This is a genomic window from Magnetococcales bacterium (assembly GCA_015228815.1).
GTDB lineage: Bacteria > Pseudomonadota > Magnetococcia > Magnetococcales > UBA8363 > UBA8363.
The window spans coordinates 20,600-35,809 of the sequence record JADGCV010000027.1 but is presented as its reverse complement, the minus strand read 5'-3'; the positions used below and the strand labels follow the sequence as shown (position 1 = coordinate 35,809).

The 15,210-nt window shown below is 61.5% G+C and carries 12 protein-coding genes; 2 read left to right on the top strand and 10 right to left on the bottom strand.

The window, feature by feature from the left end:
* Window positions 1–201: 201 nt before the first annotated feature.
* The 9 genes from HQL76_12010 to HQL76_11970 all read right to left on the bottom strand — a co-directional run bounded on the left by HQL76_12010 (window position 202) and on the right by HQL76_11970 (window position 11,600).
* A complete protein-coding gene (locus tag HQL76_12010) occupies window positions 202–411 on the bottom strand; it encodes a cold-shock protein (GenBank protein ID MBF0109891.1) in 210 nt (69 codons plus the stop codon).
* A 198-nt stretch (window positions 412–609) separates the two neighbouring features.
* Window positions 610–1,518, bottom strand: coding sequence for a tetratricopeptide repeat protein (locus HQL76_12005; GenBank protein ID MBF0109890.1), 909 nt, complete (start codon window positions 1,516–1,518; stop codon window positions 610–612).
* Window positions 1,515–3,419 carry a BatD family protein gene (locus HQL76_12000; GenBank protein ID MBF0109889.1) on the bottom strand — a complete coding sequence of 635 codons (1,905 nt, stop codon included), beginning with the start codon at window positions 3,417–3,419 and terminating at the stop codon, window positions 1,515–1,517. Before HQL76_12000 ends, HQL76_12005 begins: the two co-directional genes overlap by 4 nt.
* Window positions 3,416–7,051, bottom strand: a complete 3,636-nt coding sequence (locus HQL76_11995) for a VWA domain-containing protein (GenBank protein ID MBF0109888.1) — start codon at window positions 7,049–7,051, stop codon at window positions 3,416–3,418. The genes HQL76_12000 and HQL76_11995 overlap by 4 nt, the downstream gene beginning before the upstream one ends.
* Window positions 7,048–8,106, bottom strand: coding sequence for a VWA domain-containing protein (locus HQL76_11990; GenBank protein ID MBF0109887.1), 1,059 nt, complete (start codon window positions 8,104–8,106; stop codon window positions 7,048–7,050). Before HQL76_11990 ends, HQL76_11995 begins: the two co-directional genes overlap by 4 nt.
* A complete protein-coding gene (locus tag HQL76_11985) occupies window positions 8,099–9,100 on the bottom strand; it encodes a hypothetical protein (protein MBF0109886.1) in 1,002 nt (333 codons plus the stop codon). Before HQL76_11985 ends, HQL76_11990 begins: the two co-directional genes overlap by 8 nt.
* Window positions 9,097–10,098: a DUF58 domain-containing protein gene (locus HQL76_11980; GenBank protein MBF0109885.1), complete on the bottom strand. Its 1,002-nt coding sequence runs from the start codon at window positions 10,096–10,098 to the stop codon at window positions 9,097–9,099. The genes HQL76_11985 and HQL76_11980 overlap by 4 nt, the downstream gene beginning before the upstream one ends.
* A gap of 156 nt (window positions 10,099–10,254) precedes the next feature.
* Entirely contained in the window at window positions 10,255–11,214 is a 960-nt protein-coding gene (locus HQL76_11975; GenBank protein ID MBF0109884.1) for a MoxR family ATPase, read from the bottom strand.
* A 74-nt stretch (window positions 11,215–11,288) separates the two neighbouring features.
* On the bottom strand, window positions 11,289–11,600 hold the full coding sequence (locus HQL76_11970; GenBank protein MBF0109883.1) for a SemiSWEET transporter: 312 nt from the start codon (window positions 11,598–11,600) through the stop codon (window positions 11,289–11,291).
* 98 nt (window positions 11,601–11,698) lie between these two features.
* Here HQL76_11970 and HQL76_11965 point away from each other — a divergent pair, with 98 nt between their 5' ends.
* Together HQL76_11965 and HQL76_11960 are read left to right on the top strand one after the other, a co-directional pair.
* Window positions 11,699–12,931 carry a glycosyltransferase gene (locus HQL76_11965; protein ID MBF0109882.1) on the top strand — a complete coding sequence of 411 codons (1,233 nt, stop codon included), beginning with the start codon at window positions 11,699–11,701 and terminating at the stop codon, window positions 12,929–12,931.
* A 3-nt stretch (window positions 12,932–12,934) separates the two neighbouring features.
* On the top strand, window positions 12,935–14,029 hold the full coding sequence (locus HQL76_11960) for a glycosyltransferase family 4 protein (GenBank protein MBF0109881.1): 1,095 nt from the start codon (window positions 12,935–12,937) through the stop codon (window positions 14,027–14,029).
* Between the two features lie 72 nt (window positions 14,030–14,101).
* Here HQL76_11960 and HQL76_11955 read toward each other — a convergent pair whose 3' ends face one another.
* Window positions 14,102–15,205 (bottom strand): carotenoid 1,2-hydratase, encoded by a 1,104-nt coding sequence (locus HQL76_11955; GenBank protein ID MBF0109880.1) that lies wholly within the window; start codon window positions 15,203–15,205, stop codon window positions 14,102–14,104.
* Window positions 15,206–15,210 lie beyond the last annotated feature (5 nt).

Here is a 15,210-nt window from a genome sequence, read left to right as displayed (position 1 = left end):
CCAGTCCCACCCAGAGTGGAGGACCTTGAAGCAGGTCGCCCTTCGTTCTCTCGACGAACTGGGGAATCATCCTCTCAGCACGACATCCGTTCCGTTGGACTTGATGGTTTGACTTGCGAATTGCTGCTGTTCGCAACCAAAACCTGCCACTGATCGGGTGGATCGAGTTGTTCTGATCCCCGGAGGGGTAAGGAAAAATGTCTAGACCACCTCCACGTCGTTGGCCTGGAGACCTTTTTGGCCTTGAACAACGGTGAATTCGACCTTTTGACCTTCCTTCAGCGAACGAAAGCCGTCGCTCTTGATGGAGGAAAAGTGGACGAAGACATCTTCACCATGTTCGCGGGCAATGAATCCAAAGCCTTTGCTGTCGTTGAACCATTTGACGGTTCCTGTTTCCCTGTCAGCCATTATGCAAAACTCCTGTTGGTTTGATCAATGTACAGGGCGTTTATAGCATGTTGCAGCCCGGAAGCAAACAAATTTGTGCAAAAAAAAAGCGAAATCGCAAAAAAAACGATTTTCCGGATCATTGACGGGTGTGAATCCACGGTGACCTCCGCTGGGCTCCTGGTGAATGTGATGCCGGGGGGGACATGTTTTCTGGCTTCATTCGGGGTCGGGTCGATGGTGGTCGATGAGGGCTGTGTCGGAGGAGCGGATCCAGGCGCTGCCGCCGTTGGCCAGGGTGATGCGGATCCAGTCGCGGCGTCGTTCGAGGATGCGTACCTCGGTACCGGCGGGCAGGGGTTGGGGAAAGGCGGGCGGGGAATTGATCGAGTCGGCGGCATGGCCGATGGTTTCTTCCTGGACGATGACGGCGTGGTCTTTTTCCCGGGCGGTGCGGATGGTCTCGTGGAGGAGCAGGGTCATCCAGAGCAGAAAGGGGATCAGGGCGATGATACGGGTGCGAACGCTTTTGCGCTGGACCGCAATGGCGACGAGGGCCGCGCCAAGGAAAAAAAGAATCCCTTCGAGCGCGGCCCGTCCGGTGGTCGAGCGCATGTTCATGCCCGGTATCGGGAGGAGGTCCAGGTCATCCGTCGCCGGACGGGGGATCGTCGGGGGGAGGGTGTCGCGGGCATGGTGAAGATTGTTTCGCGCCTGTTCGTGTCCCGGATCCAATACCAGGGCGCGGCGAAAGGCGAGAATCGCCTGACCCAGATCGCCCCCCTGGAGGGCGGCATTCCCCAGATTGGTGTGCAGCGCGGCATGAGGGGTCATCCCATCGGCCAGTTCCCGGAACAATCGGGCCGATTGACGAAAACCATCGCGACGGGCGGACGGATCCCGTTCTTCCTGGGCCTTGAGATACAGACCGATGGCCTCATCCAACCGTGACTCCGTTCCCGCCCATGCGGGGACGACGACAAGAAACAACAATAACCAACCATTGAAAGAAAAAAGGGGGGCCCACCGTGGCAGGGAATGACGGGGATTGCCCCAGGATTTTGTTTTTGACTTTGATGTCGGTATCTTTTTGACCGCCATATCCGCACGCCGATTGAAAATGTTCATGATGCCGCATCCATGAGCCGTTTGGCAAACGCCACGGCCCGGGATTTCAGTGCCGATGGAATGTCTTTTTCTCCCGTTCCCGGGGCATAGGCCAGGTTGTCCAATGCTTCGAGCAGTGAATCCAGTTCAGGGCGCGAAAAATCGGTCGCGACCATGGCCATGCGGCGCAAGGCGTCGGCCAGGGCCTTGGGCGTTTTGCCGTGCGTGACCTCCAGGGCCAGGGGACGGAGCATGGCCCGGCGCCGCGCCTTGATCGGATCTTCCCGATTGCGCCGCCAGCGCCACAAGGCGTATCCAAGACAGACCACCCCACCGCCGTATCCTCCGATCCACACCCCCTGGAGGATCCGGTCGGTGGGTGTCTTTCCCTGGAGGACCGCCACCCGTCGCTCGATGGCAAAATCGGCCCCGGTCCAGGGGGAGGTCTCCGTGTTCAGGCCCTTTCCGTTGGCGGCGGTGGCGTCTTCCTTCACGGAGGTTGAACCGGGGGGCGTTTCGGGTGTGACGGTCGGTGTTTCATGCCGCTGTTCCGGAACGGTCGCGGGCACGGCATCGGTGGCCGACTCGGGCAAGCGGTCGGGGTGTTCTCCCTCCGTTCTTCCTCCACGCTCCACATCCGCCGCCGATACCCGCCGCGCCGGGCTGACCGACAGGGCGATGGGACGGGAGTGGGTGGTTTCGTAGCGTCCGCTTTTCGGGTCGAACCAGGAAAAGGCAAGCGGTGGAATTTCCCGGACCCCTTCATGCAGCACCCGGACCGTCATCTCGAATTTCTTGACTCCGTCGGTGACAATTCCCGCCACATGGCCCTCCGGAACGCGAAAATCCCCGACCGGCAGGCCCCCATCCGCCCGGTCGAGCGGTGGCAGCCCCGCCATCGTCAGCGTCCCTTCTCCTTTGAGGGTCAGGGTCAGATGAATCGGATCTCCCGCCTGAACCACCGAACGTTGGGCCGTCACCTCCAGGGAAAAATCCTGGCCGATGGCCCCGGAAAATCCCCGAGGCCGTCCCTCTTCGGGGAGCGGTTTGACGTGAAGCGTCCTTGGGCTGTCGGCAACCCGCAACCGCCGTACCTGGGTGGCGGTTTTTTCACCGAAAAAGGTGCGCTGCCAGCGGATTCCCTCCTCCAGGATGACACTCGTTCCCGGAATGTCAAGATCCCCCTCCTTGAGCGCGATCATGATCCGATCGACCGTCAGCACCAGCCATGAACGCCCCTCCCAGGTCCCCCGCGAGGTATCGGCGGCAAACTTTTTCGCGCCGGAAGGGGAGTGTATCACCAGGGCGTTGGTTTGATTGTCCTCCCTGACCTCCTCGAAGGCCAATCGATCGGTCATCTCGAACAGGGGAACCCGCGCTTCATGTCCAACCAGCCGTTCCGCCAGCGATTCCTCGATCCACCATTGCAGGCGGACCGGAACCCTTTGTCCGACATAAATGCCCTCTTCCGGCAGGCTCAATACAATCCGTTGATCCTTTCCCGCGACCGGGATTTCCCCCAGTTCCAGGGTCACGGGGGTGGTGAAGGCTTCATGCGTCCCCTGCACCACCTGAAAGGGACCCAGGGTCACCGTTCCGGTCCGGTCGCCGATGAAGCGGTAGTGGAAAATAAAGCGGACGCTTTTCCACTGGCTCATCTGGCCATTGACGATCTGGACCTGCGAACGGACCTCGGGACTGATCCCCACCAGTTCAAGCTGTCCCCAGGGGGGGGCCGCAACCCGGACCTCGGGTTCCGGCGTCTCCGCGAAACCGGTGGCCACGATTTCGATACGAATCGGGACTTCCGTCTGATGGGGACCTTCCTCCAACCGTATTTGCGCCTCCTGGCCCAGGGCTGGGGCGGCCAGGGTCAGCCAGATAAAACCCATCACCACCAGCCATCGCCGGATCACCATCACCAATCCTTCTCCACCGGTTCATACTTCATGGTTCCACGAGCGCCCCTCTGCCGTTGTCGCAGCGCTTCCCGATCCCGGATCCCCTGCAATAGCGGTGATTCTCCCTCCATGGTGGGGGACGGTCGCCGAGGCTCCTGTCCCGAGGCCTCTTCCCCCTTTTTCTCCTTGTCACCCGCCTCTTTCGCGCCGTTTTCCGAATGTGTCGCTGTCCCTCCCGCTTTTTCCATCCCTTCCTTGTTTTTCGACGGGTCATTTTGGTCCGGGGGGGACAACAAGGCAAGGGCCTCGGCCAGCGCCACGAGCGCCGCCTCTTGTGAACCTCTGGCCGATTCCAGTTGTTTTCGCGGATTGTCCAGGGACAGGGCCGCTTTTTCCATCTCCTTTTCCGCCGTGTCCACCTGGACGATGGCCTTCCCCAGTTTTTCAATGTCTCCGGTCCGGGTCGTCTCGGGGGTCTGGGCGGAGGTGGGGGGGGGTCCACCGGCTTTTGCGGGTGCCGCTTGAGGAGATGTCTGGTGATTCTCCGCGGGGCTTCCGGGATCGCCCTGGATCGCCGGGGCGGATGGCTGGGGCGGGGATGACATCGCATCACGCTGTTTTTCCAGGGACTCCCGGATCGCGTGCGTGGTCCGGGCCAGGCCCCGTTGCCGTTCTCCGAGCGGTCCGGCGCGCTCTTTCAAGGGTTTTTCTTCCGGTTCCGCCGTCAACGGTTCAAGCCCCCGGGTTTCATCCGCCAGATCCTGCTGGCGTTGCGCGGTCCGTTGCAAATGTTGGACGATCGAAAAAAACAATTGCCTGAGTTCGTCCAGGATCGCCACCGCCACATCGACCCGCACCCGTGCCGGTCCCGGATCCATGGGGGCAAGAGGAGCGGTGACGGATCGATCCTGGATGAGGCGAAGATCCTGCCGCGCCTGATCCATCCTTTCGCTCGCGAGCGCCGCGAGTTCTTTCGCCCGTTCCAACCGTTGAACCTCCTCGTTCCGAACGCCATTCGCCGTCGTGGTGTCCGCGGCGGGTTGTTCCGTGCCGACCGTTCCGGGGGGGCCCGATGCCCGGGCCTGACGCAGCCTTTCGTCGATCCTGGCCCCGATCCGGCGCATCCGTTCAATGTTCGCCTCCTGCAACGTCATGGCGGACGGGAGCGCGTTTTTGTCCAGGGAGGGATCTTCCCGAAGGTGTTGGCGTATCCGTTCCTCTTCCAGCCAGGAACGCTCGATCAGATCCTCCAGGGAAAAAAACAGTGCCCGCGCCGTTTCGAGTCCCTGGAGGGCCATTTCCTGATGCTCCAGGGCCTGACGTGTCTCTCCCGTCCCCAGGGCGGCCTGGGCCGAGGCAAAATGTCGTGCCACCCCGTCGATCAGGGGGAGGGCCTTTTCGAGAAGGTGTGTCTGATCATGATGCGATGTCTCATCGGCTTTGGCGGAGGATGGTTCCCTGGTCACGGGTGGGGTCGGCGTCGATGCGGTTTCCTCCCGATTCAATCCTGTCGCGATCTCTTCCCGCAACGCCCGGGTCCGATCGGACAGGACTTCCTGGACCTCCCGCAACCAGGTTGTGGTGTACCCGGGGGGGCGGGAATCCTTTTCCCCTTCGGGATGGGCAACGCTCCGGGTATGCCCCGCCAGTTCCGCCGCGTCCATGGACAGGGTGGCCAATCGGGACGGCAATTCCGCCAACCGCTCCCGGGCCTGCTTCAACCGCGCAAGGGCCACCGTTGCCCTGCGAAAGGCGCGGATCCCCTCGCCGCGGCGCAGGGCGCCGCGTCCCTGTGTCATTCGTTCCCGGGCCTCGTGCAGATCGGCCAACATCCGTTCCAGACGCAGTCGGCGCAGGCGGTCATCGGGGGTGCCTTCCCCCTTGCGGCTCAGGTTTTCCTGTTCCAGGGTGGCCATCGATCCCAGATCTTCCCCCTGGGACAGAAGTTCAAGCTGGCCCGCCGCCAGGTCGCGCAAGGATTGTTTCAGTTTCGGGTCCCTGGTCATGGCGGGGGAGGTTTCTTCCTCTTGCGAACCTTCGCCGATCAACGGTGTCATCTGGTCGAGAAGCGCCCTTTGGCCCACGATCAGGGCCTCCAGACGGGCCGCGATGTCGTTCTTGCCCGTCGTCGCCATCGCGTCGGCCAACGCCAGTGCCCGCCGCGACACGATCTCCAGATTGTAACGGCTCTCCTCATGGGTTGGATCGAGTTCCAGGGCTTCGCGAAACCAGGATGCGGCGCGATGAATTCCCCGCAACGCCTCCTCGGGGGACGCCGCGACCTGTGTCGCTGCCCGTTCCGCCTCGGCCCATCCCAGGGCATGGGTTGCCCGGAGTCGCAGTGTACCATCGGTTTCCGCCTGATCCCGTCCCTTCGTCAAGTGTTCCATGGCGCTGTCGTAATTCTTCTGCCCGAGGAGGACCAATCCCAGATTGTACTCTTCCCGTGCCGTCCGTTTTGTTTCGTTGGCGGCCTGGGGTGTGATGTTGCTCCCGGTCGCCGTCGTCTGTTGTTCCCGAGCGTTTTTTCCTTCCTGGGACTTCGTTGCCGGGGCGGCGTTCGCAGACGGCAGGGAAAGAAACACGCCCAGGAGGAGAAGACCGATGTTTCGGGCCGGTTTCATCCATGGCGGAGAATCGGGTCCGCCCCGGCCCGAGGTCGTGGCCACCGCGGCCAATAATGAAACCAGGGCCGACAGGACGGCCCACGGGTAGACCTCGTTGCCGACGGTGCGCCGGGTGCCATCGATCGCGCCCCGGGTCAGGGGAGCGATGTGCCGGTCATGGATGGCCTTGAGATCGAGGACGCCGGTCCCCGCGGGGATGTAGGCGCCATCGGTGATCCGGGCGATCTGGCGCAACAGGTCGCCATCGAGCCTGCTTTTGACCACCTGGCCGTTGGCATCGCGCAGGAGCGAGCTTGTCCGGGTTTTGTGATCGGTGATCGGGATGGCGCTTCCCGCTTCGTCACCGAAGCCGATGGCAAGGATGCGGATGCCACGTTCCGCCGCCGCGTGGGCCGCCTCCAGGGGGAAGGAATCCTGGTCCTCGCCGTCGGTGATGAGGAGAATCGAGCGGGAGACTCCTGCATCCGCGTTCAATCCGGCGATCGCCTTGCGGATCGGCTCCTCCAGACGGGTTCCGCCACGGGAGACGCTGTTGGGGGCGGCCTGATCGAGGGCCAGGCGGAAAAAGCCGAAATCGGGCGTCAGGGGGGAGACCACCGTCGCCCGTCCCGCGAACAGGATCAGTCCCACCTGGTGGCCGTGCAGGTGGGACAGAAGATCACGCAATTCCGCCTTGGCCCGTTCCAGGCGGTTGGGGGCGACATCTTCCGCGAGCATCGATTTGGAAACATCGAGGCAGACCATGAGGTTGGCGCCGCTGCGCGGCGTGATGACCTGGTGGGTTCCCCATTGGGGTCGCATCAGGGCGATGGTCAGAAAAACCAGGGTCAGGGTGGTGAAAAACAATCCCAATCCTCGGCGAACCCTGCCCGGTCCCGAGACAAGTCCTGTCTGAAGGGGCGGGGCGATCACCAGGGACAGCCGTCGCCGGGCACGGCGGTCGAGAATGAACAGGGCCGTCATCAACCCCAGGATGGCCCAGAGCAGATGGATCGCCTCCGGATGGGCGAACGATGGTTCGCTCATGGCAGCCTCCGCAACAAGGTGGCGTTCAACAGCAGCGCGACCGCCATCAGCGCCATGGCGGCGGCGACAAAGTAGGGATAATGTTCGCGATACTGAAGATAACGAATTTCGCCGATGTCGCTTTTTTCCAATTGGTCGATGGCCTGGTAGGTCTCGGCGAGTTCCTGGGCGTCGCCGGCGTGAAAGAATCGTCCCCGGGTCCGTTGCGCCATCGCCTCAAGTGTTTTTTCATCGACTTCCATGTATTGCCGGACAAGCCGTTGCTGACCGTCGGCGGTGGTCATGGGGATGGGGACGTTGCCGGTGGTCCCGGCGGCGATGGCATGAATCTGGATGTCGAGGCTTGCGGCCAGGTCGGCGGCGTGCAGCGGATCGAGGTCGCCTGCGTTGTTGACCCCGTCGCTGAGAAGAATGATGACCTTGGAGCGGATCGGTCCCTGGGAGGGATCGCGTTCCAGAAGCCGCAGACGTTCGACCGCCAGGCCAACCCCTTCGCCGATGGCGGTGGCCGCCTCCGATTTTTCATTGGCGACCGTGACCTGATCGAGAATGGACAACAGATTGTCATGGTCCAGGGTCAGGGGGGAAATGCTGTCGGCATAGGTGCCGAAGGTGACGATGCCGATCAGGTCGTTGCCCCGTCCCGGACCCGATTCGCCCCCCTTGACGAAGGTTGCGATGACCTTTTTTACGGCGTCGAGGCGACTGACGCTGTAATCCTGGGCGACGAAATCGCGGGCGTCCATGGAGCCGGAACGGTCGATGACCAGCATGATGGCGATTCCCTCGCGACGGATCCGGGAGGTTTCATCGCCGGTGCGCGGTCCCGCCAGGGCGATGGCGAGGCAGACCAGTGCCAGGGCCGACAACAATCCCGGAAACCCGATCCACCCGACCAAGGCCCCGTGCCGCGCCCCCTTCACCAGTCCAAGGTGTGAAGTGACGACCGTGCCCGTGGGTCGTCGCGAGCGCATGAAGACCCAGGGGGCCAGCGCCATGACCAGCAGGGCCAGGGGTTCGCGCCATTCCAGACCTGAAAACATCCCCTCAAACATGGGGCGCCTCCGTTCGGCCCGTCTGATGGAGAAAATCTTCCGCCGCTTGCAGCGCCTGGGACACATGATCCGGGGTTGGCCGGTGCCGGGCAAATTTGACCTGGTCGGAGAACTCCAGAAATCGAAACAGGAATCCCCGATGTTCCGCCGTAAGCTCGGGTGATTGCCCTGCGGCCTCGAAGAATTCCTCGGTCGTCTTTTCCGGGGCGCGGATGCGAAAACGATCTTCGAGATAATGGCGGATGATGGCCGACAGTCGCACAAAGAAAGGATCCATTTCGTCCGCGGTCGGTGGTGGTTCTCCCTTGAGCCGTCGCAGGCGGAACAGGGCGATTTCATAGGGGGTGCGGATGGTGGTCGTGCGCCGTCGTCGTCGGGCGACGATCCAGAGTGTCGCCAGAGACAGAGCCAGCGTCAAGAGTCCGGGAAGGAGCCATCCCGACGGGACGGGGTTCAAGGTCTTGATTGGCGCCAATGGTTGCGGTGGTGGTTTCAGTTCCAGCGCCGCATCCTGGGGCGCGACCGGATCGACCGTGAATTCCAGACGTTCGGTGATCAATTCATGGGCGTCCTCTCCGGGCGGGGCGGGGGGATGACCGGGACGGCGGTCGATGAATTCGATGAGCAGCGGCGGGATGAACTGCCGGCCCGACATCGATGGGTGCAGGGTATGGCGTTGCCAGGAGACGGTTTTTCCATCCGGATCGATTTTTTCTCCAGGGGCGAAGGCGACGATGATGAACCGTCCCAGGGATTGACCGAATTCGGGCATCAGGAGTTCGATTCCCGGTTCCGCCGTGACCTCCAGGGTCAGGGTGAGCGGATCGCCCAGCCGCGATTTTTCCGGGGACAGGATCAACCGGGCCGAGACCGGTCCATTTTTTGTCGTGGCTGTCGTTTCTCCGCCATGGGCGGATGACAGGCCGCCCCAGAGCAGCATCAGCATCGGAAGAAACAAGTCCAAGGTCGTCCGGTGACGCCACCTGTTGTTCATCGGCGAATTCTCCGCTCGCGCATCCGGAAAAAATGGATCAGGGGATCGACGACATTGTGCGTGGTATCGACGTGGATGCAATCGATTCCCAGGGAACCGAACCGTTTTTCGAGGGCGCTGATTCGTTCTCTGGCCTGTCGCGCCACGCCGTCGCGAAAGGCCTGCGATCCGGTATCCACGACCTGGATTTCCCCCGTTTCCGCATCCTGCAAGGTCAACAGTCCGACGTCGGGGAGGATCTCTTCCCGGGGATCGCTGACGAGGACGGCGATCACGTCGTGTTTCCGGTTGGCCGCGGCCACTGCCCGATCGAATTCGGGGGCGAAAAAGTCACTGATCAGAAAACAGATGCCCCGGCGTTTGTTGACCGTCATCATGAAATCCATCGCCTGGGCGATGTCGGTGTTTGGCGGTGGGGATGCGTTTGTGCCGGTGCGCCAGCGGCGCCATTCCTGGCGCAGGAGGGAGGGGTGGCGTATGAAATCACGCCAGGGTGTTGGCCGGGTGGGTTGTCCTGGGTTTTCCCTGGTGTCGTCGCGGCCATGGGCCAGGACTTCGCGTACCACGCGCAGGGCATGGGTTTGTCCGCGTCGGGGGGGGATGTAGTGTTCGATGCCGTCGTGAAACAGGAGCAGACCGACCTTGTCGTCGTTGTGAATGGCGGAAAAGGCGAGGAGTGCGCACAATTCGGCGGTGATTTCGCGTTTGCTTCGGTTGTGGGAGCCGAAGTTTTGCGAGGCGGAAACGTCCGCCACCATCAGCAGGGAGCGTTGCCGTTCTTCCTGAAATCGTTTGACGAAGGGTTGTCCGGCGCGGGCGGTGACGTTCCAATCGATGGTCCGGATGTCGTCGCCGGGGACATAGGGGCGGACCTCATCGAATTCGACGCCGCCTCCCTTGAAGACCGACATGTATTCACCCGCGAGAATATCGGTCACCGGACGACCGGTGCGGATTTGGATTTCCTTGACGCGGCGGATGATTTCACTGGTCAACATGCGCGGTTTTCCCTATTGTGGGGGTCCGGGGGGGATCATCCCCCCCGGCGGAGGTTTGGAGGCAGAGCCTCCAAGGTTTTTATTTTTTATTATTTTGATTATTTTTTTCTACGCGCCCTTTTTCCTTTTAATAATTTTATTCTATGTCAACACACCCTATGGGACCAGAACTGAATCCAGGATTCTTTGGATCAACCCATCGGCATCCTTCCCCTCGGCCTCGGCTTCATAACTGGGCTGCACCCGATGCCGCAAGACATCGGGAACCAGGCTTTTCACATCATGAGGGGTGGCATAGTTGCGTCCCTGAAGGAACGCCTGGGCCTTGGCCGCCCGCATCAGGGCAATCCCCGCCCGCGGACTGGCCCCGAATTCGATCATCCCCTCCAATCCCTCGATGCCCGCCTCCTTGGGATTGCGGCTGGCGCGCACGACATCGACGATATAGTCGCGAACCTTTTCATCGACGAAGACCTCCTCGACCCCCTGACGCGCCCGGGCAATCTCCTCGGGGCGGGTGACGGGACGAATCCGGGGCAGCGGTTGATGACCCGCCATCCGATCGAGGATTTTGCGCTCCTCGTCGCGACTCGGATAACCAACGCGGACCTTCATCATGAACCGGTCAAGCTGCGCCTCTGGCAAGGGATAGGTTCCCTCCTGTTCGATGGGGTTCTGGGTCGCCAGGACCAGAAAGGGTTCCTCCAGGGGATAGGTCGTCCCACCCAGGGTCACCTGGCGTTCCTGCATCACTTCCAGCAGTGCCGACTGCACTTTGGCGGGGGCGCGGTTGATTTCGTCGGCCAGGACCAGATTGGAGAAAACCGGCCCCTTCTTGACGCTGTAGGTCCCTTCCCTGGGATTGAACACCTCGGTTCCCACCACATCGGCGGGGAGCATGTCGGGGGTGAACTGGATGCGGGAAAAGCCGGTGTCGATCGCCTGGGCCAGGGCGCGAACCGTCATCGTCTTGGCCAGTCCCGGCATCCCTTCCAACAGGATATGTCCCCCGGTCAAAAGACCGATCAACAGTCGTGTCACCAACGCTTCCTGTCCTACCAGGACCTTGCCGATCTCCGTGGACAGGTCCGTTCCCAGATGGCCCGCTCGTTCCATCGTTTTCTCCTGAATTATTATTAGTGACAATCGATCGATTGATCTGGCGGTCACCCGTTTCCAGGTAATCACGTTTACCGCTTTTTCAAGAAGGGTGGAACCGGTATCGATAAAGATTTTTCCCGCAGCCGCGATTCCAGACGAATTTTCATCATCAGGATGAAGAGCAGAAGAAGAAAGGCGATCGAATTGGCGATGACGATCGGCCAGGCGTTCAGGATCCAGCCGTAAAGGACCCACAGGAAGGCCCCCAGGCTCGACATGACGTACATTCCCAGGGAAATGGCCCGGGTGTCCCGGGTCCTGAGGATACGCAGCGCCTGGGGAACCAGGGCGAAGGTGGTCAGAAAAGCGGCGGCGAAACCCAGGAGCGATGTGGGGATCATGGACACATACCCTTTGACGGTCGTGGCGATGGCTTCGTATCATCGTTTGCGGTTGTGCGCCACTTTACAGCATCCGGATGCGACCGTATCCTGACGGCATGAACATTCTCACCTTCACCACCCTCTATCCCAACGACAGCCAGCCCAACCATGGTCTTTTCGTGGAACATCGCGTCCGCCGTGTGGCGGCGAGCGGTGAGGCGCGCGTGCGGGTTCTGGCTCCGGTGGCCTGGTTTCCCTCGACCCATCCCCGGTTTGGCAACTATGCCGGGCTGGCGCGGGTTCCACGGACCGATCTTCGCCATGGATTGCGTATCGATCACCCCCGTTTTCCCCTGATTCCGAAAATTGGCATGAACCTGACCCCCTGGACCATGGCCGCCGCCATGATCGGTCCGGTTGGCGACATTCTTCGTCAGGGATTCGCGATCGATCTGATCGATGCCCATTTTCTCTACCCCGACGGGGTTGCCGCGGCACTGCTGGGACAATGGTTTGACCGACCGGTGGTCCTGACAGGTCGAGGTACCGACATCACCCTGATTCCGAACCATCGTATTCCCCGGCGCATGATTGCCTGGGCTTGCCGCAAGGCCAAGGCAGTGATCACGGTGTGCAACGCCCTCAAACAGGCGCTGATTCCCCTGGGGATCCCCGAGGAGCATATTCGGGTGTTGCCCAATGGGGTCGATCTGGAGCTTTTCCGTCCCCTTGATCGCGACGCGGCGCGGCGGGAGCTGGGCATCGAGGGAACGACTCTGTTGTCGGTGGGGCACCTGGTACGGCGCAAGGGGCATGACATTCCCATTCGTGCCCTGCCTTCTTTGCCTGGGGTTCGTCTGGTGGTGGCGGGGGGGGGCGGCACCTTCGAGGATGACAACGAACTCGTCCTGAAACGACTGGCTCGGGACCTGGGGGTTGCCGACCGGGTTTGTTTTGCCGGACCGGTACCGCAAGCCCGGTTGCCGATGCACTATTCCGCCGCCGATATTCTGGTGCTGGCCAGTACCCGTGAAGGGTGGGCCAATGTGCTTCTGGAGGCGATGGCCTGTGGTCTGCCGGTCATCGCCTCCAATGTCTGGGGGACGCCGGAGGTGGTGGCGGCGCCCGAGGCGGGGGTCTTGATGGAGGAGCGTTCGGTGGCAGGCTTCCTGGCCGCTTTTGGCCGACTTGGCGCTGCAATGCCCGAGCGGTCCGCGACCCGGGCGTATGCCGAACGGTTTTCCTGGGACCGGACGACCCGCGGGCAGCTTGAATTGTTTGACGGAATCCTGCGCGGGGACGTGCCGAACTCCTTGGACACCCGCCGCGAACGGAACATGCGGACTTGAGTGATGGGTAAAGCGATCTCCAGGGAACGATGGTGGCGTTTTCGCCACATGCTGGCCAACGAATGGCGGGGACGGCGGCGGCGTCAGGTTCATTTCGTCACCGATGCGGCCAACTGGTCGTTCAAGTGGGATGCCCACTACATCGCCACCGGCATGAGCCAGCTTTTGGGCGATGAGGTGCCCATCATCACGACGCCCTGGCATTTGCGCCATCAGGACATCCTGTTCGGCAACCGCTACCCCTGGTTTTTCGGTCCCAGGCAACGTTTGCACCCGTCCAACAGGCTGTTTCTGACGTGGTTCCATGGACACCCGGACGATCCCGATGAAAACATGCGCGCCATGTTTCGACAGTTGCCGGCGGCGCTCGATCCTATGGTGGCGGTGGTGGTGAGCTGTTCCATTTCGCGGCAGGTTCTTGCTGACAGTGGTGTTCCGGAGCACAAACTGGTCACCATTCCCCTCGGGGTCGATCTGACCCGTTTTCGCCCCCCATCCGCGGTGGAAAGACAGCGTTGCCGCGCCGACCTGGGGATCCCCGAGGAGGCCTTTTGCATCGGTTCCTTCCAGAAGGATGGATCGGGTTGGGGCGATGGTTTGCATCCCAAACCGGTCAAGGGTCCCGATGTCTTCCTGGAAACCTTGTCGCGATTGCGGATTCCCAGGGAACGGTTGCTGGTTCTGCTGACCGGACCGGCGCGGGGGTATGTCAAGCAGGGGCTTGATCGATTGGGGATTTCCTGGCGGCATCGTTTTCTCGACGATTATCATGAAATCGTCTCCTGCTACCATGCCCTGGATGCCTATCTGATCGGTTCCCGCGCCGAGGGGGGACCCAAGGCGTTGCCCGAATGTTGGGCTTCGGGCGTTCCCGTGGTCTCGACCCGGGTGGGGATGCCCGCCGATGGCATCCGTTCGGGGGAAAACGGTTTCCTCGCCGACATCGAAGACTGCCAGTCCCTTGCCTCTGCCCTGGATACGCTTTTTTTCGATTCCGGATGCCAGCGTGCCTGTCGTCAGGGTGGGCTCGATTCCGTCCGTCACCTGGACTGGACGGAAATTGCGGGAAACTATTTTCGATTGATCCGGGGTGGGTGATCAAAGAGTGGTAACTGCCAGGGGATCTGAATGATTCCCTGAAATCGGGCGCGGGGACATAATCCCTTCCGCTCAACGATAGCCGGCCAGTTCGACATAGCCGTTGCCTTGAACTTCCCTGGTCCCATGGACGCCCCGCACCCGGACCGCCCCTTCCCAATAGCGGATCAGGGTTTGGTTCAATTCCTGATCCCGGCTCCACGGGATCAGCGTCAGGTCGATGCCCAGGGAGGCGATCTTCAGTGACCAGCCCGATGGATAGATGATGCCGGTGACGGGACTTTGCCAGTGATCATGGGGCACGATGTCCATCTGCTGGTTGTCGATGGCGGTCGTTTTACCTTCGGGATCGATCAGGGTTCCACCGCTCGTCGATTGCGACCGTCCTGTTTTGTCGCGCATTCGATAGAGCATCAGGTCCCAGCCGTCGGAGAGTTGCACGGCGAACCAGTCCCAGCCCTCCTGGTTTTCGTCGAGAGGGTTGGTGCTCCATTCCCGGTCGAACCAACTCCACCCGGAAACCTCGAACCGTTCTTCCCCAAGGGTGATCGTCCCCGAGGTTTCCATTCGCGGCAGGGAATAATAATAGGAGGCGTTTCCCGGACGATCACCCTTCCGGCTCAGCCCGTCCTGTCCCTGCAACACCACCGGTTTGCGAGCGACCAAGTTCAGATCGAGCCGAATGTTTTTTTCTCCCCCCTTCAGATGCAGAATGGGCCGTTCCGGGGTTCCTCCCGTCGCGGTGATCGACCAATCTCCCAACCACACCCGGAACGGATCGGCGATCGCTCCCGCAAGGTCGAGGGCGATACGGGAAAAGCGCTCTCCATGATGGAATTGTTGTTCCTGGATGTCGGTCAGGGCAAAATGTCCCATCATCACCTGCGAACTGCCCCAGGCGGAGGTTCGTGCCGTTGCTTGCGGCGCAAGGGCGATGCGAAACAGGGTCAGTTCGAAACCAAAACGGCGTTCTTGAGGTTTTGTGGCCAGATTTCCCGTCATGTACCACCATTCCTGCTTGAACCGGGCATGGGGGCCATGATCCTCGGGAAAACGAAATTCCCTTGGCGCCAGGGGTCGGTCGAAGCCGGGATCGGTCGCTTCTCCGAGAAATTTGACGATGGGCGCGGGCGCGACGTTTGGCTCCTGGCGCAGGAAGAAAAATCCGAGACCCATCACGC